This window comes from Pseudonocardia sp. P1 (genome assembly GCF_000178675.2).
Classification (GTDB): domain Bacteria; phylum Actinomycetota; class Actinomycetes; order Mycobacteriales; family Pseudonocardiaceae; genus Pseudonocardia.
In genome coordinates this window covers 149,841-175,945 of sequence record NZ_ADUJ02000001.1, presented here as the reverse complement: position 1 = coordinate 175,945, position 26,105 = coordinate 149,841, and the positions used below count along the sequence as shown (strand labels likewise).

The 26,105-nt window shown below is 77.4% G+C and carries 1 protein-coding gene (only partly in view); it reads right to left on the bottom strand.

Annotated elements, in window-relative coordinates:
• Nucleotides 1–26,105, bottom strand: partial view of a type I polyketide synthase gene (locus tag PP1_RS00690; RefSeq protein WP_075314307.1) — the 5' portion only. 2,470 nt of this gene lie to the left of the window's left edge; only the first 26,105 of its 28,575 coding nucleotides appear in the window; it begins with the start codon at nucleotides 26,103–26,105; the stop codon falls past the left edge of the window.

Sequence of the window (26,105 nt, the reverse complement as noted above, 5' to 3'; positions counted from 1 at the left end):
CCGTCGGCGAACCGGACGGTGCCCCGCACGTGCCGCACCCAGTACTCCGCCGAGCGGAGCTCGTGGGCCGCGGCGACCTCCCCGGTCAGGTTGGACACCACCGGGATGCGCGGCTCGTGGTAGTCGAGCCCCTCGGCGACCGTGCGGAACTCCGCGAGCATCGGGTCCATCCGTGCCGAGTGGAAGGCGTGGCTGACCCGCAGCCTGCTGGTGCGACGGCCCCGATCGGCGAGGACGCCGGCCAGTGCGGTCACGGCGTCGTCGTCGCCGGAGAGGACGACCGAGCCGGGCCCGTTCACCCCGGCGATCGCGACGCCGTCGGTGAGCAGCGGGGTCACCTCGTCCTCGTCCGCCTCGACGGCGACCATGGCGCCGCCGGCCGGGAGTGCCTGCATGAGACGGGCGCGGGCGGCGACCAGCCGGCAGGCGTCGTCGAGGTCGAGGACCCCGGCGACGTGCGCGGCGGTGATCTCGCCGATCGAGTGCCCGGCGACGAAGTCCGGGCGGACCCCCCAGGACTCGACGAGCCGGTACAGCGCGACCTCGACCGCGAACAGCGCCGGCTGGGTCGCGCCGGTCTCGGCGAGCGCGTCCGCGTCGGTCCCCCACACGGTCTCGCGCAGCGGCCGGTCGAGGTGACCGTCCAGCCGGGCGAGCACCGCGTCGAAGGCCTCGGCGAACACCGGGTGCCGCTCGTACAGCTCGCGGCCCATCCCGGGCCGCTGGGCGCCCTGCCCGGAGAACAGGGCGGCGCTGCGGCCGCTGCGCTCCAGGCGGTGCGTGGCGACCTGCGGGGCGGTGCCGCCGTCGGCGACGGCCGTGAGCCCCGCGACGAGCTCGTCCCGCCCGGTGGCGGTGACCGCGGCCCGGTGGTCGAACGCGGCCCGGCCGGTCGCCAGTGCGTGGGCCAGGTCGAGGCGGCGCAGCTCCGGGTGCTCGCCGAGGTGGGCGAGCAGGGCGCGGGCCTGGGCCCGCAGCGCGTCGGCGGACCGGCCGGACAGCAGCACCGGGACGGCGGCGCCGTCGTCCGGGGTGCCGTCGGCGGGCGCGGGGAGCTCCGTGTGCGGGGGCTGCTCCAGGATCGCGTGGGCGTTGGTGCCGCTCGCGCCGAACGAGGAGATCCCGGCCCGGCGCGGGCGTCCGGTCTCGGGCCACCCGGTGTGCGCGGTGAGCAGCCGGGCGTCGCCGGCGGTCCAGTCGACGTGCGACGACGGGTTCTCCGCGTACAGCGACCGCGGCAGCACGCCGTGCTGCATGGCGAGCACCATCTTGATGACGCCGCCGACGCCGGACGCGGCCTGGGTGTGGCCGATGTTCGACTTCAGCGAGCCGAGCAGCACGGGCTGCTCGCGGTCCTGCCCGTAGGTGGCGAGCAGGGCCTGCGCCTCGATGGGGTCGCCGAGGGTGGTGCCGGTGCCGTGCGCCTCGACGGCGTCGACCTCGGCCGGGGCGAGCCGGGCGTTGGCCAGTGCCTGCCGGATGACGCGCTGCTGGGCCGGGCCGCTGGGTGCGGTGAGGCCGTTGGAGGCGCCGTCCTGGTTGATGGCCGAGCCGCGCAGCACCGCGTGGATCCGGTGACCGCGGCGGCGGGCGTCGGACAGCCGTTCGACGACGAGCATGCCGACGCCCTCGGACCAGCCGGTGCCGTTCGCGTCGTCGGAGAAGGCGCGGCAGCGCCCGTCCGGCGACAGCGCGCCCTGGGCGCTGAACTCGACGAAGCCCACCGGGGTCGCCATCACGGTGACGCCGCCGGCGAGCGCGATCGAGCACTCCCCCGCCCGCAGCGCCTGCGCGGCCAGGTGCAGCGCGACCAGCGACGACGAGCACGCGGTGTCCACCGAGACCGTGGGCCCCTGGACGCCGAAGGTGTAGGCGACGCGGCCCGACAGCAGGCTCGCGGACTGGGCGGTCTGCCACTGCCCGGCCTCGGCCGGCGGCCGGTAGTCGCCGGAGCCGCCGCCGACGAACACGCCGTACTCGGCGCTGCCGCGCAGCGAGGCCGGGTCGATGCCGGTCCGCTCCAGGGCCTCCCACGAGGTCTCCAGCAGGATCCGCTGCTGCGGGTCCATGACCAGGGCCTCGCGCGGCGAGACGCCGAACGGGCCCGGGTCGAAGTCGGTGGCGTCGTACAGGAACCCGCCCTGGGTGGTGGCGCTGCGCCCGGGGCCGTCACCGGCGAGGGTGTCGAGGTCCCAGCCGCGGTCGTCGGGGAACTCCCCGACGGCGTCGACGTCGTCGGCCATGAGGCGCCACAGGTCCTCCGGCGACGCGACGCCGCCCGGGTACCGGCAGGCCATCCCGACGATGACGATCGGGTCGTCCGCGGTGGCGGTGGCGAGGGGGGCGACGGGACCGGCCGCCGCGGCACCCCCGCCGATCAGCTCGTCGCGCAGGTGCGCGGCCAGCGCGGCCGGGTTCGGGTGGTCGAACACCAGGGTGGCGGGCAGCGCGACGCCGGTGACGGCGGTGAGCTGGTTGCGCAGGTCCACCGCGGTGAGCGAGTCGAAGCCCAGGTCCCGGAAGGGCAGGTCGGGCTCCAGCGGCTCGCCGCCGTCCGTCGTGTCCAGGCCGAGCACGGTCCCCGCCTTCGCGGTGACCAGGTCGAGCAGGATCGCGTCGCGCTCGGACTCGGGCTGCTCGGCGAGCCACTGCCCGTACCCGCTCGCGGCGGCCTCGCGGCCGGCCCGCTCGCGGGCCGCGCCGGACAGCGCGGTGCGGGCCTCGGGGAGCGCGTCGAACAGGGTGGTGGCGCGGGCGTCGTGGTGGGCCGGGGCGAAGGTCTCCCAGCGGACGTCGGCCACGGTCTCGGCGGCCGACCCGTCGGCGACGGCGCGGCCGAGCGCGGCCATCGCCGCGTCGCCGTCCATCGCGGGCAGGCCGTTCATCCGCAGGTGGGCAGCGGTCGAGCGGTCGGCGAGGTCGGTCCAGGCACCCCAGGCGACGGCCGTCGCGGGGACACCGTGGCCGCGCAGGGTGCGGGCGACGGCGTCGAGATGGGCGCCGGCGGCGGCCTCGACGGCCCGTCCGCGCACGCCCCAGACCCCGGCGATCGAGCCGAACAGCACGACCGCGTCGAGGTCACGGGCCACGTCCCCCGACGTGGTCGCCGTGGTGAGCGCCGTCGTGAGCGCCTCGACGGACGCGAGGACCTCCGCGAGGTCCCCGTCGCCGGGTGCCCCGCCGGCGTGGACGACGGCGGTCGGCGCCCCGGGCCCCCCTGGCGCACCGTCCAGCAGTGCGGAGAGCGCTGCCGGGTCGGCGGGATCGGCGTCCGACACGGTGACCGCCGCGCCCAGCCCCTCCAGCTCGGCGGTGACGGCGTCGGTGTCGACGTCGCCGTCGGCGGCCGGTGCGGTGAGCACCAGGTGCGTGGCGCCGTCGGCGGCCAGCCGGCGCGCGGCGCGGCGGCCCAGCTCCCCGGTGCCGCCCACGACGAGCACGGTGCCCCGCGGGCGCCAGCCGCCCGCGGCCGTCCCGGCGGAGCCACCGGCACCGCCCGAGCGGACGAGTCGGCGTGCGTAGGCGCCGGTGGCGCGCACCGCGATCTCGCTCTCCCCGCCCGGGCCGGCGAGCAGCGCGGCGAGGGCCGCGGCGGCCGCGGCGGTCACCGGGCCGGGACCCGCGGGCAGGTCGGCGAGGCCGCCGAACCGCTGCGGTGCCTCCAGCGCGGCGACCCGGCCGGTCCCCCACAGCGCGGCCTGCCCGGCGGCGGGGGTGGTGCCCTCCGCGGCGACCGCACCCCGGGTGACGCACCACAGCGGGGCGTCGATCCCGGCCGCGAGCAGCGCGTCGAGCAGCGCGGACGGGTGGGCGACGGCCGGGGGCAGTCCGGTCGTCCCGGCCGCGAGCAGCGACACCACCCGGTCCGGGGCCGCTCCGGCGCCGGCTCGCGCGGAGAGCACGGCGAGGTCGTCGCCGACCGTCACGGCGTCCCCGTCGAGCGCGGTCACCACGGCGTCGGCCCAGCCGTCGTGCCCGGCGGGCACGAGCACGAGCGTCCGCCCGGCGGTGGTCACGTCCGGGGTGCGGACGGGGGTCCAGGTCTCGCGGTAGCGCCAGGACGCGGCCGCGGACTCCGCGCCGTGCCGGCGCCGCCACGCGGACAGCGCCGGGACCATCGTGGCGAGCGTGTCGCCGTCGACGCCGAGCGAGCCCGACAGGCTCTCCAGGTCCTCCCGCTCGACGGCAGCCCAGAAGGCCGAGTCGGCGGGGTCGGCCCCTCCGGTGGCGCCGGCCGTGGCGCCGGGCTCGGGCCAGTAGCGCTCCCGCTGGAACGGGTAGGTCGGCAGCTCGACCGGGCGGCCGCCGGGGAGCACGGCCGTCCAGTCCGGACCGGCGCCGTGCACGTGCAGGGTCGCCAGCCCGTCGAGCAGCGCGGTGCCGGCGTCGCGGTCGCGCCGCTGGAGCGCGACGACGACCGGTGCCGGGCCGTCGGCCGCGGCCACCGCGTCCAGGGTCTGCTGGGCCGGGGCGAGCAGCGCGGCGTCGGGACCGATCTCGGCGAACGTCGTCGCGCCGGCGTCGTGCAGGGCGCGGACGGCGTCGGCGAACCGCACGGGTTCCCGGACGTGGCGCACCCAGTAGCCGGGCTCGCCCAGCTCCGGTCCGGCCGGGGCACCGGTGAGGGTGGAGACCAGCGGGATCCGCGGCTCGGCGACCGTGATCCCGGAGACCGCGGCGGCGAAGCCGTCGAGCATCGGGTCCATCAGCGGCGAGTGGAACGCGTGGCTGACCCGCAGCCGCCGGGTCCGGCGGCCGTCGGCGGCGAGCCGGTCCGCGACCGCGGCGACCCCGTCGGCGTCGCCGGAGACGACCAGCGAGGCGGGCCCGTTGACCGCGGCGATCGCGACGCCGTCGCCCAGCAGCGGGGTGACCTCGTCCTCGGCCGCCTCGACGGCGACCATCGCGCCACCGGCGGGGAGCGCCTGCATCAGCGACGCCCGCGCCGCGACGAGCGTGCACGCGTCGTCGAGGGAGAGCACGCCGGCCACGTGCGCGGCGGCGATCTCGCCGATGGAGTGCCCGGCGACCAGGTCCGGGGTGCGGCCCCAGGACTCCAGGAGCCGGTACAGCGCCACCTCGACGGCGAACAGCGCGGGCTGGGTCGTGCCGGTCTCGTCGAGCCGGTCGGCCGCCGCCGAGCCGGGCTCGGCGAACAGCGCGTCCCGCAGCGGCGCGTCGAGGAGCACGTCGAACCGGGCGAGGACCTCGTCGAGTGCCTCGGCGTAGGCGGGGTGGCGCTCGTGGAGCTCGCGGCCCATCCCGGCGTGCTGCGCGCCCTGCCCGGAGAACAGGAACGCGGTCCGGCCGGGGGTGCGGGGCGCGGTGCCGCGGGCGGCCTCGCGGATCCCGTCCGGCCCGGCGAGGAGGACGGCGCGGTGGCCGAAGAGGGTGCGGCCGCGGGCCAGGGTGGCGGCGACGTCGGTGGCGGCGTGCCCACCGGCGTGGGTGACCACCCGGTCGACCTGCTCCTGCAACGCCGCCGCCGAGCGGGCGGAGACCACCCACGGCACCTCACCGGGCAGGTCGGCGGCGGTCTCCGGGGCGGGCGGTGCCTGCTCGACGATCACGTGCGCGTTGGTGCCGCTGACGCCGAACGCCGAGACACCGGCCCGGCGGGTGCCGCCGGTCTCCGGCCAGTCCCGGGCCTCGTCGAGCAGCGCGACGGTGCCGCCGCTCCAGTCCACGTGCGACGACGGCGTGCCGGCGTGCAGCGTGCGGGGCAGCGTGCCGTGCCGCATCGCCAGCAGCATCTTGATCACGCCGGCGACGCCGGCGGCGGCCTGGGTGTGGCCGATGTTCGACTTGACCGTGCCCAGGTGCAGCGGGCGCGCGGTGTCGCGGTCGCGGCCGTAGGTGGCGAACAGGGCCTGGGCCTCGATCGGGTCGCCCAGCGTGGTGCCGGTGCCGTGCGCCTCGACGGCGTCGACGTCGCCCGGGGTCAGCCCGGCGTCGGCCAGCGCCTGCCGGATGACCCGCTGCTGGGACGGCCCGCTGGGCGCGGTGAGCCCGTTCGAGGCACCGTCCTGGTTGACCGCGGAACCGCCGATCACGCCGTGCACGCGGTGGCCGTGGCGGAGCGCGTCGGAGAGCCGCTCCAGCACCAGCATGCCGACGCCCTCGGACCAGGCGGTGCCGTCGGCGTCGTCGGAGAAGGGCTTGCAGCGCCCGTCCGGGGCCAGGCCGCCCTGGGTGGAGAACTCGACGAACGAGTCCGGCCCGGACATCACCGACACGCCGCCGGCGACGACGAGGTCGGTCTCCCCGGCCGCCAGCGCGCGGCCGGCCCAGTGCAGGGCGACCAGCGACGACGAGCAGGCGGTGTCGATCGTGACGGCCGGCCCCTCCAGGCCGAGTGCGTAGGACAGCCGCCCGGACATGACGCTGCCGGAGTTGCCGGTGGCGGCGTAGCCGGAGACGTCGTCGGAGGAGCGGCGCAGCAGCGTCGCGTAGTCCTGGCCGTTGGTGCCGACGAAGACGCCGGTGTCCGAGCCGCGCAGCGTCGCCGGGTCGATCCCGGCCCGCTCGAACGCCTCCCAGGTGGTCTCCAGCAGCAGCCGCTGCTGGGGGTCCATGGCGAGCGCCTCGCGCGGGGAGATGCCGAAGAACCGGGCGTCGAAGTCGGCGACGCCGTCGAGGAACCCGCCCTGCAGCGTCGCGGAGGCGCCGTCGCCGAGTGCGGCGAGGTCCCAGCCGCGGTCGTCGGGGAAGGCGGTGATGCCGTCGCCGCCGCCCGCCACGAGCTCCCACAGGTCGTCGGGGGTGCGGACGCCACCGGGGAACCGGCACGCCATCCCGACGACGACGATCGGGTCGTCGCCGGTGGCCGTCGCGGCGACCGGGCCGCGCTCGTCGGGGAGCGTGCCGAGCAGCTCGCCGAGCAGGAACCCGGCCATCTCCCGCGGGGTCGGCTGGTCGTAGACCAGGGTCGCGGGCAGCGACAGACCGGTGGCGGCGTTGAGCGCGTTGCGCAGCTCCAGGATGGTCAGCGAGTCGAAGCCGAGGTCGCGGAACGCGCGGTCGTCGTCGACGGTCCGCGGGTCGGCGTGTCCGAGCACGGCCGCGACCTGGGTGCGCAGCACGTCGAGGACGACGCCGAGGCGCTCGTCGCCGGGCAGGGCCGCGAGCCGGCCGCGCAGGCCGGTGCCGGTGTCGCCGCCGGTGGTGGGGGTGGCGAGCCGCGCGACCTCGGGGAGGTCGGCGACCAGCGGCATCGGGCGGACGGAGCCGAACGCGCGCAGGAACCGCTCCCAGTCCATGTCGGCGATCGCGACGGTGGTCTCCCCGCCGTCGGTGCTCGCGTCGACGGCCCGCAGCAGCGCGGACGCGGCCGCCTCCGGGTCGAGCGGCTCGAACCCGCCGCGCCGCACCCGGGCGGCGACCTCGGCGGCGTCGGCGACCATGCCGGAGCCGTCCCACGGCCCCCACGCGACCGACAGCGCGGGCAGGCCGCGGGCCCGCCGGTGCTCCGCGAGCGCGTCGAGGTAGGCGTTCGCGGCGGCGTAGTTGCCCTGCCCGGCGGCGCCGATCGTGCCGGCGGTCGAGGAGAACAGCACGAACGCGGCGAGCCCGGCGTCGCGGGTCAGCTCGTCGAGGTGCTGGGCCGCGACCGTCTTGGCACGCAGCACCCCGCCGTAGCTCTCCGGGGTGAGCGCGTCGAGCACGCGGTCCTCGAGCACGCCCGCGGTGTGGAACACCCCGACCAGCGGCAGGCCGGCGGGGACGTCGCCCAGCAGCGCGGCCAGCGCGTCGCGGTCGGCGACGTCGCAGGCGGCGACGGTGACGCGGGCGCCGAGCTCCTCCAGCTCGGCGCGCAGGGCCGCGGCGCCGGGGGCGTCGGGCCCGCGGCGCCCGGCGAGCAGCAGGTGCGCGGCGCCGTCGCGGGCGAGCCGCCGCGCGACGTGGCCGCCGATCCCGCCGGTCCCGCCGGTGATCAGGACGGTGCCGGCCGTGGCGTCGAACGGGGTGGAGGTGCCGCCGGTGCGGGCGGGGGCGTGCACGAGCCGGCGCACGAAGACGCCGGACGGGCGCACGGCCACCGCGTCCTCGCCGTCGGCCGCCGCGAGCACGCCGCGCAGCCGCCGGGCGGCCTGGGCGTCGATCGCCGGGGGCAGGTCGACGGTGCCGCCGATCCGGCCGGGCAGCTCCAGCGCCGCGGTCCGCAGCAGACCCCAGGCGGCGGCCTGGTCCAGCTCGGTGACCTGCTCGGAGCGGCCGACGGCGACGGCGCCGCGGGTGACGGTCCACAGCGGACTGTCGACGCCCGCGTCGCCGAGCGCCTGGACGGCGGTGGTGGTCAGCGACAGCGCGGCGGGGACGCCGGGGTGCCCGGCGTCGCCGTCGGCGAGCGGCAGCAGCGACAGGACGCCCGCGAACGCCGGGCCCTCCCCCGCGGCCGCGGTGATCGCCGCGGCCAGCACGGCGCGGTCGGTGCCGGTCACGGTGACGCGCTCGGCGCTCCCGGCGCCCAGTGCGGCCTCGACGTCGGCGGCCCAGGCGGCCGTCGCGTCGTCGCGGTAGCCCTGCGGGACCAGGACGAGCCGGCGCCCGTCGAGGTCGCCGCCGGCCGGGGACCCGGTGCGGGGGGTCCAGGTGATCCGGTAGCGCCACCCGTCGCGGGTGGCCTGCTCGCCGCGGCGGCGGCGCCACGCGGTCAGCGCCGGGACCATCGCGGAGACGGTGGCGTCGTCCAGGCCGAGCGAGCCGACGAGTCCCTCGACGTCGTCGCGCTCCACGGCGGCCCAGAACTCGGCGTCGGCCCCGGTGCCCTCCGGCGCCGGGCCGGCCGCCGGGACGCCCGCCGTCTCCGGCCAGTAGCGCTCGCGCTGGAACGCGTACGTCGGGAGCGCGATCCGCCCGGCGCCGTGCCCGGCGAGCAGCGCCCGCCGGTCGAGGGTGGTGCCGTGTGCGTGGGCGCCGGCGACCGCGGCGAGCACGGTGCGCTCCTCCGGGCGGTCCTTGCGCAGCAGCGGCAGCAGCACGGTGCCCGGCTCGTCGCCGACGGTGTCGCGGGCGGCCGCGGACAGCACGCCGTCCGGCCCGAGCTCGACGAAGGTCCGGACGTCGTGGTCCGACGCCAGCGCGGCGACGCCGTCGGCGAAGCGGACGGTGGCCCGGACGTGCTCCACCCAGTACGCGGGGTCGGTGAGCTGTGCGGCGGTGGCCAGGGTGCCGGTGACGGTCGAGACGACCGGGATCGCCGGTGCCGCGTAGTCCAGCCGGTCGGCGACCGCGCGGAACTCGTCGAGCATCGGCTCCATCAGCGGCGAGTGGAACGCGTGGGAGACCCGCAGCCTGCTCGTGCGGCGCCCCAGCCCGGCGAGCCGGGAGGCGACCGCGTCGACCTCGTCGGCGTCGCCGGAGACGACGACGGCGGCCGGCCCGTTCACGGCGGCGATGCCGACTCCGCCGGTCAGCAACGGCGTGACCTCGTCCTCGCCCGCCTCGACGGCGACCATCGCCCCGCCGGTGGGCAGCGCCTGCATGAGGCGGCCGCGGGCGGAGACGAGGGTGCAGGCGTCGTCGAGCGAGAGGACGCCCGCGACGTGCGCGGCGGCGATCTCGCCGATCGAGTGCCCGGCCAGCAGGTCGGGGACGACGCCCCAGGACTCCAGCAGCCGGAACTGTGCGACCTCGAGCGCGAACAGCGCGGGCTGGGCGTGCCCGGTGCGCTCCAGCAGCGCCGCGTCGGCGGAACCGGGCTCGGCGAACAGGACGTCGCGCAGCGGCGGGCCGCCGTCGGCGCCGGCGTCCAGCCGGGACAGGACGTCGTCGAGGGCGTCGGCGAACACCGGGTACCGGGCGTACAGCTCGGCACCGGCGCCGGCGCGCTGGCTGCCCTGCCCGGTGAACAGGAACGCGGTCCGGCCGCGTCCCGCGGTGCCCCGGACGACGCCGGGTGCGGTGCCGCCGTCGCGCAGCGCGGTGAGGCCGCGGACCAGCTCGTCGCGGTCGGCGGCGACCACGGCGCCGCGGTGCTCCAGGGCGGCGCGGGTGGTGCCCAGGGCGTGCGCGAGGTCGCCGGGCCGGAGCTCCGGACGGGCGTCGAGCAGGTCCAGCAGGCGTCCGGCCTGGTCGCGGAGCGCGGCCTCGCCGCGGCCGGAGACCAGCACCGGGGCCGGGACCCCGTCCGGCGCGGGTGTGGCGGGGACATCGGCCGGGACGGCCGGGGCCTGCTCCAGGATCGTGTGCACGTTGGTGCCGCTGATCCCGAACGACGACACCGCGGCGCGCCGCGGGCGGCCGGTCTCCGGCCACGCGGTGCGCTCGGTGAGCAGGTCGATCGCCCCGGAGGACCAGTCGACGTGCGTCGAGGGCTCGTCGATGTGCAGCGAGCTCGGGACGACCCCGTCCTGCAGCGCGCGGACCAGCTTGATCACGCTGGCGACGCCGGACGCCATCTGGGTGTGGCCGATGTTGGACTTCACCGAGCCGAGCAGCAGCGGCCGCTCCGGCTCGCGGCCGGCGCCGTAGGTGGCGAACAGCGCCTGCGCCTCGATCGGGTCGCCGAGCGCGGTGCCGGTGCCGTGGCCCTCCAGCACGTCGATGTCGTTCGGCGCGACCCCGGCCCCGGCCAGCGCCTGGCGGATCACGCGCTGCTGGGACGGCCCGTTCGGCGCGGTGAGGCCGTTGGAGGCGCCGTCCTGGTTGACCGCGGACCCGCGGACGACCGCCAGGACCTCGTGCCCGTTGCGGCGGGCGTCGGACAGCCGCTCCAGCAGGACGAGGCCGACGCCCTCGGCGAGGGTCATGCCGTCGGCGCCGTCGGCGTAGGCCTTGCAGCGGCCGTCCTCGGCGAGGGCGCGCTGGCGGCTGAACCCGACGAACGACATCGGGGTGGACATGATGCTGACACCGCCGGCCAGCGCGAGGGAGCTCTCCCCGCTGCGAAGCGACTGGCAGGCCAGGTGCATCGCGACCAGCGACGACGAGCACGCGGTGTCGAGCGTGACGGCCGGTCCCTCGAAGCCGAACAGGTAGTTGACCCGCCCGGACAGCACGCTGGGCAGCGTGCCGGTGATCATGTGGCCCTCGGCGCCCTCGGCGGCGGGCACCCCGGACGCGTAGTCCTGGTAGCTGGCGCCGATGAAGGTGCCGGTGCGGCTGCCGCGCTGCGCGGCCGGGTCGATCCCGGCGTGCTCGAACGTCTCCCAGGTGGTCTCCAGCAGCAGCCGCTGCTGCGGGTCCATCGACAGCGCCTCGCGGGGCGAGATCCCGAAGAAGCCGGGATCGAAGTCGGCGACGTCGCGCAGGAACCCGCCCTGCGTCGAGTAGGTGTGCCCGGCGCGGTCCGGGTCCGGGTCGTAGAGGCCCGCGGCGTCCCAGCCACGGTCGGCGGGGAACCCGGAGATCGCGTCGACCTCGTCGAGGGCGACCCGCCACAGGTCCTCGGCGGAGGCGACCCCGCCGGGATACCGGCAGCTCATGCCGACGACGACGATCGGGTCGTCCCGGTCCTGCGCCCCCGTGGTGGACGGCGCGGCGGCCGCGACCGGGGTGGCCCCGGCCAGCTCGCCGTGCAGGAACGCGGCGAGCGCCGCCGGGGTCGGGTGGTCGAAGACCATCGTCGACGGCAGCGTCAGCCCGGAGACCGACGCGAGCCGGTTCCGCAGCGCGACGGCGGTCAGCGAGTCGAACCCGACGTCGCGGAACGCGCGCTGGTCGGTGAGGTCGTCGGCGGAGGCGAGGCCGAGCACGGCGGCGGCCTCGGTGCGGACGACGTCGAGGATCCGGCGCAGCGCCTCGGCGTCGGAGAGCCCGCTCAGCGCGGCGGCGAACTCGCCCTCGGCCACGGTGCCCGCGGTCCGCTCGGCGGCCGCGGTGAGCGCCGCGACCTCGGGGACCTCGTCGTAGAGCGGCGTGGGCCGGCCGGAGGTGTAGACGGGGTGGTAGGTGTCCCAGTCGACGTCGGCGACCGCGACGACGGTCTCGGCGTCGTCGAGGGCCCGCTCCAGTCCGTTCAGCGCGAGCTGCGGGTCCATGAACACCAGGCCGCTGCCCCGGATCGCGGCCGGGTCGACCCGGCCGAGCTTCAGGTCGTCGGCCCAGATGCCCCAGGCCACCGAGGTCGCGGGCAGGCCGCGGGCCCGCCGGTGCTCGGCCAGCGCGGCGAGGTGGGCGTTGCCGGCGACGTAGGCGGCGTGCGCGCCGCTGCCCCACATGCCCGCCGTGGAGGAGAAGAGGACGACGTCGGCCGGCTCGGCGGTCTGCTCGTCGAGCAGCTCGGTGAGCACCTGCGCGCCGGTGACCTTGGCGTGCAGCACCCGGGCGACCTCGTCCTGGGTGGTGGCGTCGAGGGTCGCCAGCTCGATGGTGGCGGCGGTGTGCAGGACCGTGCCCACCGTGCGGCCCTGTGCCGAGAGCCGCTCCAGCAGCCCCGCGACGGCGGCGCGGTCGGTGATGTCGCAGGCCACGGCCTCGATCTCGGTACCGGCGTCGCCGAGCTCGGCGAGCAGCTCGGCCGAGCCGGGGGCGTCGGAGCCGCGGCGGGACAGCAGGACGACGTGCTCGGCGCCCCGCTCGACGAGCCGGCGCGCCAGGTGCGGTGCGAGGGTGCCGGATCCACCGGTGACCAGGGTGGTCCCGCGCGGGTTCCACTCGCGGGCCGGGCGGGCGCCGGCGGGCTCGGCCCGCACGATCCGCCGGGTGAACACGCCGGTGGGGCGCAGCGCGAGCTGGTCGTCGGTGCCCAGCTCCCCGGCGAGGACGGCGGCGAGGCGGGCGGCGGCGCGGTCGTCGAGGGCGGCGGGCAGGTCGATCGTCCCGCCCCAGCGCTGCGGGTGCTCCAGCGCGGCGGTCCAGCCGATGCCGAGGACCTGGGCCTGGACCGGGGAGGTGACCTCGTCGGCGCGGCCGGTGGTGACGGCGCCGCGGGTCAGCGCCCACATCGGCGCGGTGATCCCGGTGTCGCCGAGCGCCTGGACGAGTGCGACGGTCAGCGCGACGCCGGTGACCAGGCCGGTCTCCGGCACGGTCGTCGCGTCGGCCTCGGCGAGCACCGAGACGACACCGGAGACGACACCGGTGGGGTCCTCCCCGTCCGTGGTCGCGGCGGTGAGCCGCCCGGCCAGCACGGTGCGGTCGGTGCACTCCGCGTCGAGGACGACGCGGCGCACGTCGGCGCCGTGCGCGGCCAGCGCACCGGCCACCTCGGCGTCGTCGACGCCGTCGGCGGTGACGAGCAGCCAGGTGCCGTCCAGGGTGCGCTGCGGCAGTGACCCGGCCGGGTTCCAGGCGACGCGGTAGCGCCAGGAGTCCAGGGTGGAGCGGTCCCGGCGCCCGCGGCGCCAGGTCGCGAGCGCGGGCAGGACGGCGGCGACCGCGCCGGGGTCGGTGTCCAGGGTGGAGGTCAGTGCGGCGACGTCGCCGTCCTCGACGGCGGCCCAGAACGCCTCGTCCTGGGGGTCGGCGGCGGCCGTGACGGCCGGCGGGACCACCCACAGCTGCTCGCGGGTGAAGGCGTAGGTGGGCAGGTCCACCCGGGACGCACCGGTCCCGTCGAACACCCGGGCCCAGTCGACGGCGAGCCCGCGGACGTACAGCTCGGCCGCGGACAGCAGGAACCGGTCGTAGCCGCCCTGGTCGCGGCGCAGCGTCCCGCCGGCGACGCCGGTGGTGCCGGCGTCGTCGAGGACGTCCTGCACGGCCATCGACAGCACCGGGTGCGGGCTCGACTCGACGAACGTGCGGTACTCGCCGGCCTGCAGCGCCTCGACGGCGTCGGCGAACCGGACCCGGTTGCGCAGGTTCTCGTACCAGTAGGAGGCGTCCATCGTGGACGTGTCGAGCCAGTCGCCCGTGACCGTGGAGAACACCGGCACCTGCGACGGCTGCGGGGCGATTCCGGCGAGGGTCGTGGCGAGCTCGTCGCGCAGGTCCTCGACCTGGTGCGAGTGCGAGGCGTAGTCCACCGCGATCCGGCGGGCGCGGACGTCGGCGGCGTCGAACGCGGCGAGCAGCTCGTCGAGTGCGTCGGGCTCGCCGGCGAGCACCGCGGAGCGGGGGCCGTTGACGGCGGCCACCGACACCCGGCCCTCGTAGCCGGCGAGGTGCTCCTCGGCCTCGGCGACCGGCAGCGCGACCGACATCATGCCGCCGCGCCCGGCCAGCGACCGCGCGATCGCCCGGCTGCGCAGCGCGACCACCCGGGCCCCGTCGCGCAGCGACAGCGCACCGGAGACGACGGCGGCGGCGATCTCGCCCTGGGAGTGGCCGACGACCGCGTCGGGCTCGACGCCGTGCGCGCGCCACAGCGCGGCCAGGCCGACCATGACGGCGAAGGTGGCGGGCTGGACGACGTCGACCCGCTCGACGGGCGGCGCCCCCTCGGCGCCGCGGAGCACGTCGTCGAGCGACCAGTCGGTGAACTCGGCGAGTGCCTCGGCGCACTCGGCGACCCGGTCGGCGAAGACCGGGGACTCGTCGAGCAGCTGCGCGCCCATGCCGAGCCACTGCGAGCCCTGCCCGGGGAAGACGAACACGGTGCGGCCGTCGACGTCGGCGACGCCACGGGCGACCACGCCGGACGGCCCGTCGGCGGCGACCGCACGCAGCCCGCCCGTCCGCTCAGCGGGGTCGGCGGCGACGACGACGGCGCGGTGCTCGAACGGCACACGCGCGGTGACCAGGGCGTACCCGACGTCGGCCGGGTGGTCGGTGGACGTCTCGAGGTGGGCGAGCAGCCGGTCGGCCTGCCCGCGGAGCGCGGCACCGCCGCGGGCACCGAGCACCCACGGCAGGGCCCCGGCGAGGCCCGGCAGGACCTCGGGGGCGACGTCCGGAACGGGAGCCTGCTCCAGGACGGCGTGCGCGTTCGTGCCGCTGATCCCGAACGACGACACCGCGGCGCGGCGCGGGCGGCCGGTCTCCGGCCAGGCGGTCTGCTCGCCGAGCAGCCGGACGCTCCCGGCCGACCAGTCCACGTGCGACGACGGCTCGTCGGCGTGCAGCGTGCGGGGCAGCACCCCGTGCCGCAGCGCCATCACCGTCTTGATCACCGAGGCGACGCCGGCGGCGGACTGGGTGTGCCCGATGTTGGACTTCACCGAGCCGAGCAGCAGCGCGCGCTCCGGGTCGCGGTCGCGGCCGTAGGTGGTCTGCAGGGCCTGGGCCTCGATCGGGTCGCCCAGCGGGGTGCCGGTGCCGTGCGCCTCGAGGGCGTCGACGTCGCCGGGCTCCAGCCGGGCGTTGGCCAGCGCCTGCCGGATGACCCGCTGCTGGGACGGCCCGTTCGGGGCGGTGAGGCCGTTGGAGGCGCCGTCCTGGTTGATCGCGGAGCCGCGGATCACGGCGAGCACCGGGTGGCCGTTGCGCTGGGCGTCGGAGAGCCGTTCGACCAGCACGATGCCGACGCCCTCGGCGAGGGTCATGCCGTCGGCGTCGTCGGAGAACGCCTTGCAGCGGCCGTCGCGGGCCAGCGCGCGCTGGCGGCTGAACGCGACGAACGGGTTGGGCGTGGTCATGATCGTGGCACCGCCGGCGACGCCGAGGCTGCTCTCGCCGTTGCGCAGCGACTGGCAGGCCAGGTGCAGCGCCACCAGCGACGACGAGCACGCGGTGTCGACGGTGACGGCCGGGCCCTCCAGCCCGAACACGTAGGACAGCCGGCCGGACAGGACGCTCGGGCTGGTGCCGGTGACGAGGTGGCCCTCGGCGCCGTCGCCCGCGCCGAGCCCGTACTCCTGGTAGCTGGACCCGATGAAGGTGCCGGTGAGGCTGCCGCGGACGGTGTCGGGCCGGATCCCGGCCCGCTCGAACGACTCCCAGGTGGTCTCCAGCAGCAGCCGCTGCTGCGGGTCCATGACGAGCGCCTCGCGCGGCGAGATCCCGAAGAACGACGGGTCGAACTCGTCGGCGGTGTGCAGGAAGCCACCGCGGGTGGAGTAGGTGGTGCCGGGGCGGTCCGGGTCGCGGTCGAACAGCGCGGCGGTGTCCCAGCCGCGGTTGACCGGGAAGTCGGTGATCGCGTCGGTGCCGGAGGTGACGAGGTCCCACAGCGCCTCCGGCGAGGAGACACCCCCGGGGAACCGGCAGGCCATGCCGATGATCGCGATCGGCTCGTCGTCTGCGGCGCCGGTGGCGACCGGGCCGGTGACGTCGAGGGCGGCGCCGAGGATCTCCGCGCGCAGCCATCGGGCGAGCTCCAGCGGCGTCGGGTGGTCGAACACCAGGGTGCTGGGCAGGGTCAGGCCGGTGGCGGCACCGAGGCGGGTGCGCAGCTCGACCCCGGTGAGCGAGTCGAAGCCGAGGTCGCGGAAGGCGCGGGACTCGGTGACGGCGTCGGCCGAGCCGTGGCCCAGCACGGTGGCGGCCTCGCCGCGGACCAGCTCGGCGAGCAGCCGCGTCCCGGCGGGCTCGTCGAGGGCGCGGACCCTCGTGACGATCTCGGTGACGCCCGCACCGGTCTCCGGCTCTCCCAGGTCCGCGAGGCCGGAGATCAGCGCGCTCGGCCGGGCCGAGGTGAACAGCGGCGCGTAGCGGTCCCAGTCGACGTCGGCGACGGTGACCGTGACGTCGCCGTCGACGACGGCGCGGCGCAGCTCGGCCATGGCCGGGCCGGGGTCGAGCATCCCGAGGCCCTGCCGCTGCAGGGTCCCGGCGACGGCGTCGTCGGCCGCCATCCCGGACCCGGCCCACGGACCCCAGGCGACGCCCGTCGCGGCGAGGCCGCGGGCGCGGCGGTGTGCGGCGAGCGCGTCGAGATAGGCGTTGGCGGCGCCGTAGGCGCTCTGCGCACCGCTCCCCCACACCCCGGCGACGGAGCCGAACAGCACGAACAGGTCCAGCTCGCGGTCGCCGAGCAGGTCGTCGAGGTGCGCGGCGCCGGCGATCTTGGCGCCCGCGCGGGCGGCGACGCCGCCGACGTCGAGCGTGTCGAGCGCGTCGTAGTGGCCGACGCCTGCGGTGTGCACGACGCCGGTCAGCGGCGCGTCGGCGGGCACGGCGTCCAGGACGGCGGCGAGCGCGTCCCGGTCGGTCACGTCGCACGCCTCGATCGCGACCGAGGCACCGAGCGCGGTGAGCTCGTCGCGCAGTTCGGCGGCGCCGGGGGCGTCGGCCCCGCGGCGGCTGGTGAGCACCAGGTGCGCCGCGCCGGAGCGGGCCAGCCAGCGGGCGACCTCCGCGCCCAGCCCGCCGGTACCGCCGGTGACCAGCACCGATCCGGTGGCGGTGAAGGCGGTGGCCGGCGGCAGCGCGTCGACGGTGTGCCGGACGAGCCGCCGCCCGGAGACGCCGGAGGCGCGCAGCGCGACCTGGTCCTCGCCGTCGGGGGTGTCCTTCTCGGCGAGGACGCCGGCGAGGCGCTGGCCGCTGCGCGGGTCGAGCTCGGCCGGGAGGTCGACGAGGCCGCCCCACAGCCGCGGGTGCTCCAGGGCGACGCTGCGGCCCAGGCCCCAGGCGGTGGCCTGCTGCGGGTGGGTGACCGGATTGGCGGGCCCGGTGGAGACGGCGCCGCGGGTCGCGGTCCAGAGCCGGCCGCTCACCCCGATCCCGGCGCTGCCGGCCTCGCCGTCGGCGAGGGCCTGGACGAGCGCGACGGTCAGCGCGAGGCCGCGGGTCAGCGGTTCGGCACCCTCCGCGGGGCGCTCGTCCAGCGGCAGGACGGACAGCACGTGGGCGGCGGGGTCCCCCTCGTCGGTGCCCTCGGCCAGCCGCGCGGCGACGTCGGTGCGGTCGGCCGCGCAGTCGTCGTCGAGGACGAGGCGGCGGACCCGGGCGCCGTGCGCGCCGAGGGCGTCGGCGAGCCCGTCGAGCAGCGTGCCCTCGGCGTCGGCGGTCGCACTGGTGGAGACCAGCAGCCAGGTGCCGTCGAGGACCGGGGCGGCGGGACGCCGCAGCCGGGTCCACTCGACGCGGTAGCGCAGGGTGTCGAGCTGCGCCTTCTCCCGGTTGCCGCGCCGCCAGGTGGTCAGGGCGGGCAGCAACGGCGTGGCGACGTCGTCGGTGTCGAGGCCGAGGATGCCGGCCAGCTCGGCGGCGTCGCCGCGCTCGACGGCGGCCCACAGCTGCCGGTCGGCCGGGTCGGCGTCGGCACCGCCGGACGCGGGGGCGGCGGGCAGCTGCGGCCAGTAGAACTCGTGCTGGAAGGCGTAGGTCGGCAGCGCGGTGCGGCGGGCGCCGGTCCCGGCGAGCAGGGCGTCCTGGTCGAGGTCGACGCCGTGGACCTGCAGCAGCCCGGCGGCCGTCGCGGCGGCGAGCTCCTCGCCCCGGTCGGCGCGCAGGAACGGCACCAGCGCGACGTCCGCGCCGTCCCCGAGGGTCTCCCGGGCCATCGCGGTGAGCGGCGCGTCGGGTCCCAGCTCCAGCAGGACGGTCGCGCCCTCGGCGTGCAGCGTGGTGACGCAGTCGGCGAACCGGACGGCCTCGCGCACGTGCCGCACCCAGTATTCGGGGTCGCACAGCTCGTCGTCGGTGGCGCGGGCGCCGGTGAGGTCGGAGACCACCGGGATCCGGGGAGCGCCGTAGGCGATCCCCTCCGCGACGGCGCGGAAGTCGTCGAGCATGCCGTCCATGTGCGGCGAGTGGAACGCGTGGCTGACGCGCAGCGTGCGGGTGCGGCGGCCCTGCTCGGCGAACGTCGCGGCGAGCGCGGCGGCGGCGTCGGCGTCGCCGGAGACGACGACCGAGTCCGGCCCGTTGACCGCGGCGAGCGCGACCCGGTCGTCGAGCAGCGGGGTGACCTCGTCCTCGCCCGCCCGGATCGCGATCATGGCGCCGCCGGTGGGCAGGGCCTGCATGAGGCGGGCGCGGGCGGCGACGAGCCGGGCGGCGTCGGCGAGGGTGAACACCCCGGCGACGTGCGCGGCGGTGATCTCGCCGATCGAGTGCCCGGCCACGAGGTCGGCGCGCACGCCCCAGCTCTCCACGAGCCGGTACAGCGCGACCTCGACCGCGAACAGCGCGGGCTGGGTCCAGCCGGTCTCGTCGAGCAGCGCGGCGTCGTCGGTGTCCTCGTCGGCGAACACGACCCCGGCGAGCGGGCGGTCGAGCAGCGGGTCCAGCTCGGCGCAGACCTCGTCGAACGCGGCGGCGAACACCGGCTGCGCGGCGTACAGCTCGCGGCCCATGGCGGCGCGCTGGCTGCCCTGGCCGGTGAACAGCACCGCGAGGCGGGCACGGCCCGCGGTCTCCCCCTCGACGACGAGCGGGTCCGGGCGTCCGGCGGCGAGCGCGCCGAGCGAGGCGAGCAGGTCGTCGCGGGCGCCGGCGAGGACCGCGGCCCGCTGGTCGAAGCGGGTGCGGGTGGTGGCGAGCGAGTGGGCGAGATCGACGGTGCGGGTCCCGGGGTGGTCCCGGAGGTGCCCGAGCAGCCGGGCGGCCTGCCCGCGCAGGGCGGCGCGGCCGCGGCCCGACAGCAGCAGCGGCACGACGGCCGGGGTGCGCCCGGGCTCGTCGGCGGGTGCGGTCGCGGGGCCCTGCTCGAGGACCGTGTGGACGTTGGTGCCGCTGATCCCGAACGACGACACGGCGGCGCGGCGCGCGCGGCCGGTCTCCGGCCAGGCGGTGTCCTCGGTGAGCAGCTCCACCGCGCCGTCGGTCCAGTCCACGTGCGACGACGGGACGGCGGCGTGCAGCGTGCGGGGCAGCACCCCGTGCCGCATCGCCATCACCATCTTGATCACCCCGGCGACGCCGGCGGCGGCCTGGGTGTGGCCGATGTTCGACTTCAGCGAGCCGAGGTGCAGCGGCCGGTCGGTGTCCCGGTCGCGGCCGTAGGTGGCGAGCAGCGCCTGCGCCTCGATCGGGTCGCCCAGGGTGGTGCCGGTGCCGTGCGCCTCGACGACGTCGACGTCGCCGGTGGACAGCCCCGCGCTCGCCAGCGCCTGGCGGATCACGCGCTGCTGCGACGGGCCGTTCGGCGCGGTCAGGCCGTTGGAGGCGCCGTCCTGGTTGACGGCCGACCCGCGGACCACCGCCAGCACCTCGTGACCGTGGCGGACGGCGTCGGACTGCCGCTCCAGCACGAGCATGCCGACGCCCTCGGACCAGCCGACGCCGTCGGCGTCGTCGGAGAACGCCTTGCAGCGGCCGTCCGGTGAGAGGCCGCGCTGGCGGGCGAAGTCGACGAACGCCGCCGGGGTGGACATCACGGTGACGCCACCGGCGAGCGCCAGCGAGCACTCCCCGGTGCGCAGCGCCTGCATCGCCCAGTGCATCGCGACCAGCGACGACGAGCAGGCGGTGTCGACGGTGACGGCGGGCCCCTCCAGCCCGAGGGTGTAGGCGACCCGGCCGGAGGCGAGGCTCGGCGAGCTGCCGACGCCCTGGAAGCCCTCGAACTCGGGCCCGGCCAGCACCGCGTTGTAGTCGCTGTACATGACCCCGGCGAACACACCGGTGGCGGTGCCGCGCAGCGTCGACGGGTCGATCCCGGCCCGCTCGACGGCCTCCCAGGACGTCTCCAGCAGCTGCCGCTGCTGCGAGTCGGTGGCCAGCGCCTCGCGCGGGCTCATCCCGAAGAACGCCGGGTCGAACTCGCCTGCCTCGTGCAGGAACCCGCCGGACCGGCTGTAGGTGGTGCCGGGGTGGTCCGGGTCCGGGTGGTGGAGCGCCTCGACGTCCCAGTTCCGGTTCGTCGGGAACCCGGAGATCGCGTCGGTTCCCTCGGTGACGAGCCGCCACAGCTCGTCGGGGGTGGAGACCCCGCCCGGGTAGCGGCAGGCCATGCCGACGATGACGATCGGGTCGTCGCGGTCGGCGGGGTCGGCGCCCGCGCGGTTCGCGGGCAGCACCTCGGCCTCGGTGCCCAGCAGCTCGGCCGTGACGTGGGCCGCGAGGTGCCGGACGGTCGGGTGGTCGAAGACCAGGGTGGCGGGCAGCCGCAGCCCGGTGACGGTGCCGAGCCGGTTGCGCAGCTCGACGGCGGTCAGCGAGTCGAACCCGAGGTCGCGGAACGCGCGACCGGCGTCGACGTCGTCGGCACCGGCGTGCCCGAGCACCAGCGCGACCTGGCCACGGACCAGGTCGAGCACGAGCTCCTCACGGCCCTCGGCGTCGAGCCGGGCCAGGCGCTGGGCGAGACCGCTCGCGGTCGCCGAGCCGGTGGCGGCGGTGCGCCGGGCCCGGGTCCGGATCAGCGACCGCAGCAGCGGCGGCACGTCCCCGGCGGCGCGCAGGGCGGGCAGGTCGAGCCGGACCGGCACGACGGCCGGGTCGGCCGAGCCGAGCGCGGCGTCGAACAGCGCCAGGCCCTGCTCGACGGTCAGGGCGGGGGTCCCGGCGCGGGCCATCCGCGCCATGTCGTCGTCGGAGACGCCACCGGTCATCCCGTCGGTCCGCTCCCACGGGCCCCAGGCCAGCGAGAGCCCCGGCAGGCCGGCGGCGCGGCGGTGCGCGGCGAGCGCGTCGAGGGCGGCGTTGCCGGCGGCGTAGTTCGCCTGCCCGGGGCTGCCGAACACCCCTGCGACCGACGAGAACAGCACGAACGCGTCGAGCTCGACGCCGAGTTCCGCGGAGACGGCGTGCAGGTTCCAGGCGGCGTCGATCTTCGGGCGCAGCACCGTCGAGAGCCGCTCGGGGGTGAGCGAGCCGACGGTGCCGTCGTCGAGGACCCCGGCGGTGTGCACCACGGACGAGACCCGGTGCTCGCCGAACAGGGCCGCCACGGCGTCGCGGTCGGTCACGTCGCAGGCGACGACGTCGGCCCGCGCGCCCGCGGCGGCGAGCTCGTCGACCAGCTCGGACGCGCCGTCGGCGGCCGGGCCGCGCCGGCTGACCAGCAGCAGGTCGGTCACGCCGTGCGCGGTGGCCAGGTGCCGGGCGACGACGGCGCCGAGGCCGCCGGTCCCGCCGGTGACCAGGACGGCGCCGTCACCGAAGGACGGGCCGTCCCCCGCGTCGCGCGGGGCGGGCCGGCGCACGAGCCGGGTGGCCCGCAGGCCGTCGCGGGTCAGGGTGAGCTCGGGCTCGTCGGCGGTGAGCGCGGCGAGCGGCAGGTCGGCGAGGTCGGCGTCCGGGGCGAGGTCGAGCAGCGCGAAGCGGCCCGGGTTCTCCGAGCGGGCGGAACGGAGCAGGCCCCACGCGGCCGCCGCGGCGACGTCGTCGCCGGTGGTGGCGCCGCGGGTCACGACGACCAGCCGGGACCCGTCGAAGCGGTCGGAGTGGTCGAGCCAGGTACGGACGGCGGCGAGCGCCTCGGCGGCGCAGCGGTGCGCCTCCTCGGCCACGACTCCCCCGGCGAGCCCGAGCAGCACGACCTCGGGGGCGGGTCCGTCGGCGGCCGCGAGCGCGGCCAGGTCCGGGTGGACGGCGACGCCGTCGCGCCCGTCCGGCGCGGTCGCGATGGCGCCGAGCCCGGGGTGTGCTGCGAGGCCGAGCACGTCGGGACCGGCGATCACGACGCTGCCGGGGGCCTCCCCGGCCGGGGTGACGGGGGTCCGGTCGAGCCGGAACAGCGCGTCCCGGGCGACCGCGCCCGCGGAGTCGACGTCGTGGTCGGCGACCCCGCGCAGCACCAGCGAGTCGACGGTGGCGACCGGCGCACCGGTCCCGTCGGCGACGGCGACGGCGATCGCGTCGTCGGCGACCGGGGTCAGGCGCACCCGCAGGGTCCCCGCACCGCTCGCGTGCAGGGTGACGCCCTCCCAGGAGAAGGGCATCCCGCCGCGGCTGCGCTCGCCCAGCTCGACGAACCCGGCGGCGTGCAGGGCGGCGTCGAGCGCGGCCGGGTGCAGGCCGAACGCGTCGGCGTCGGCGCGGCCGGCCTCGGGCAGCACGATCTCGGCGTGGACGGCGTCGTCGCGGCGCCAGGCCGCGGTGAGCCCGCGGAACGCCGGCCCGTAGCCGAAGCCGTTCTCGGCGAGGCGGTCGTACAGGTCGTCGACCGCGAGGGGCTCGGCCCCGGCGGGCGGCCACTCGGTCGCGTCGACGGTCGCCGCGGCCGCGCCGGCGGCGGCGAGGACGCCGGTGGCGTGCGGGGTCCACGGGAGGTCGTGCTCGGTGTCGGGGTCGGCGTCCGGCCGGGCGTAGACCGTCAGGGTGCGGCGGCCGCCCGCGTCCGGGGCCCCGACCCACAGCTGCACCGCGACCCCGCCCTGCTCGGGCAGGGCCAGCGGGGCGGCGAGGGTCAGCTCCTCGACCCGGTCGCAGCCGACCTCGTCACCGGCCCGCACGGCCAGCTCCAGGAACGCGGTCCCGGGCAGCAGCGTGGTGCCGCGCACGGTGTGGTCGGCCAGCCAGGGGTGGGTCTGCAGCGACAGCCGCCCGGTGAGCAGCGCGCCCTCGGAGTCGGCGAGCGACACCGCGGCGGACAGCAGCGGGTGGCGGGCGGCGCCGAGCCCGGCCGAGCGCAGGTCGGCGGCACCGGTCTGGATCGCCTTCGGCCAGAACCGGCGGCGCCGGAACGCGTAGGTGGGCAGGTCGGTGCGGCGGGCGCCCGTTCCGGCGAACCAGGCCGCCCAGTCGACGGCGGTGCCGTGGGTGTGCAGCGCGGCCAGTGCCGCGGTGAGGGTCTGCTCCTCGGGCCGCCCGGCGCGCAGCGCGGGCACGGCGACGGACGCCGTGGCGCCGGGGGCCGCGGCGTCGAGGCAGTCCCGCGTCATGGCGGACAGGGCGCCGTCGGGGCCGAGCTCCAGGAACGCGGTGACGTCGTGGCGGGCGAGCCAGTCGACGCCGTCGGCGAACCGGACGGCGCTGCGGACGTGCTCGACCCAGTAGTCGGCCGAGGTGAGCTGGGCGACGGTCGCGAGCTCGCCGGTCACGTCGGAGACGATCGGGATCAGCGGCGCCTGCAGGTCGAGTCCCTCGACGACGGCGCGGAACTCGTCGAGCATCGGCTCCATCAGCGGCGAGTGGAACGCGTGGCTGACCCGCAGCCGCCGGGTGCGGCGCCCCTCGTCGGCGAGCCGGCCGGCGATCGCGGTGACGGCCTCGTCGGCGCCGGACAGCACGACGGCCGACGGCCCGTTGACCGCGGCCACGGAGACCCGGTCGCGGTACCCGTCGAGCAGCGGCTCGACCTCGGACTCGGACGCCTGCACGGCGACCATCGCGCCGCCGGTGGGCAGCGCGGACATCAGGCGGCCGCGGGCGGCGACCAGGGTGGCGGCGTCGTCGAGGGACAGCACGCCCGCGACGTGTGCGGCGGCGATCTCGCCGACCGAGTGGCCGAGCAGGTGGCCCGGGGTGACGCCGAGCGAGGTGACGAGCCGGTACAGCGCCACCTCGACGGCGAAGATCGCGGGCTGGGCGTGGGCGGTGTCGTCGAGCAGCGCGGCGGCGGTCCCGTCGGTGCCGTCGGAATCGTCGGGGGTGCCGTCGGGGGTGCCCCGGAGGATCTCGCGCAGCGGACCCTGCACGTGCGGGTCGAACGCGGCGAGCACGGTGTCCAGCGCCTCGGCGAACACCGGGAAGCGGGCGGCGAGCTCGCGCCCCGCGCCGATCCGCTGCGAACCCTGCCCGGTGAACAGCACGGCGAGCCGGTCCTCCGCGCGGGCCTCGCCCGTCACGGTGTCGCGGGCGGCCGCGGGGTCACCGGCAGCGAGCGCGGCGAGGTCACCGGCGAGGGCGTCGCGGTCGGCGGCGAGCAGGACGGCGCGGTGGGCGAACGCGGTCCGGGTGGTGGCCAGCGACCACGCGACGTCGGTCAGCGGGGTGCCGGGGGCGGTGGCGAGCGCGTCCTGCAGCGCGGCGGCCTGGGCCTGCAGCGCCTCGGGGGTGCGGCCGGAGAGCAGGACCGGCAGCGTGCCGGGTTCGGTACGGGCGGGCTCGTCGGCGGGCGGGCCGTCGTCCCCCTCCACCCCCTCGGGCTCGGGCCCGGGGGCCTGCTCGACGATGGTGTGCGCGTTGGTGCCGCTGATCCCGAACGACGAGACGCCGGCACGGCGCGGTGCGCCGGTGGCCGGCCAGCCGGTGTTCTCGGTGAGGATCCGGACGGTGTCCGGGGACCAGTCGACGTGCCGGCTGGGGTCCTCGGCGAGCAGCGTGCGGGGCAGCACCCCGTGCCGCATCGCCATCACCATCTTGATCACGCCGGCGACGCCCGCGGCGGCCTGGGTGTGGCTGATGTTGGACTTGACCGAGCCGAGCAGCAGCGGGCGCCCGGCGTCGCGGTCGCGGCCGTAGGTGGCGAGCAGTGCCTGCGCCTCGACCGGGTCGCCGAGGGTGGTGCCGGTGCCGTGCGCCTCGACGACGTCGACGTCACCGGCCGACAGCCGGGCGTTGACCAGCGCCTGCTCGATGACCTGCTGCTGCGACGGGCCGTTCGGGGCGGTCAGGCCGTTGGACGCGCCGTCCTGGTTGACCGCGGACCCGCGGACGACCGCGAGCACCTCGTGCCCGTTGCGGCGCGCGTCGGACAGCCGCTCCAGCACGAGCAGACCGACGCCCTCGGCCCAGCCGGTGCCGTCGGCGGTGTCGCCGAAGGAACGGCAGCGGCCGTCGGCCGACAGGCCGCCCTGCCGGCCCATCTCGATGAAGGTGCCGGGCCCGGACATCACGGTGACACCGCCGGCCAGCGCCAGCGAGCACTCGCCGCCGCGCAGGGCCTGGGTGGCCAGATGGACCGCGACCAGCGACGACGAGCAGGCGGTGTCGACCGTGACGGCCGGGCCGACCGTGCCGAAGGTGTAGGAGATGCGTCCCGACAGGACGCTGCCGGTGTTGCCGGTGAGCTGGAAGCCCTCGGCGCCGTCGGCCGGGCCGACCCGGTAGTCCTGCGCCATCGCGCCGACGAACACGCCGGTCCGGCTGCCCTGCAGCGAGACCGGGTCGATCCCGGACCGCTCGAACGCCTCCCACGCGGACTCCAGGACGACCCGCTGCTGCGGGTCCATCGCGACGGCCTCGCGCGGGGAGATGCCGAAGAACTCGGCGTCGAAGTCGGGGGCGTCGTGCAGGAACCCGCCGGACGCCGTCGGCGAGCCGGCGAGCGCGGCGGTGTCCCAGCCGCGGTCGGTGGGGAACGGCGTGATGCCGTCCTCCCCCGCCTCGACCATCCGCCACAGGTCCTCGGGGCTGCGGACACCGCCGGGATAGCGGCAGGCCATCCCGACGACGGCGATCGGCTCCTGGGCGGCGGACTCCAGCTCGCTCACCCGCCGGCGGCTGCGGCGCAGATCGGCCGTGGCCAGCTTGAGGTAGTCCCGGAGCTTCTGTTCGTTGTCCAT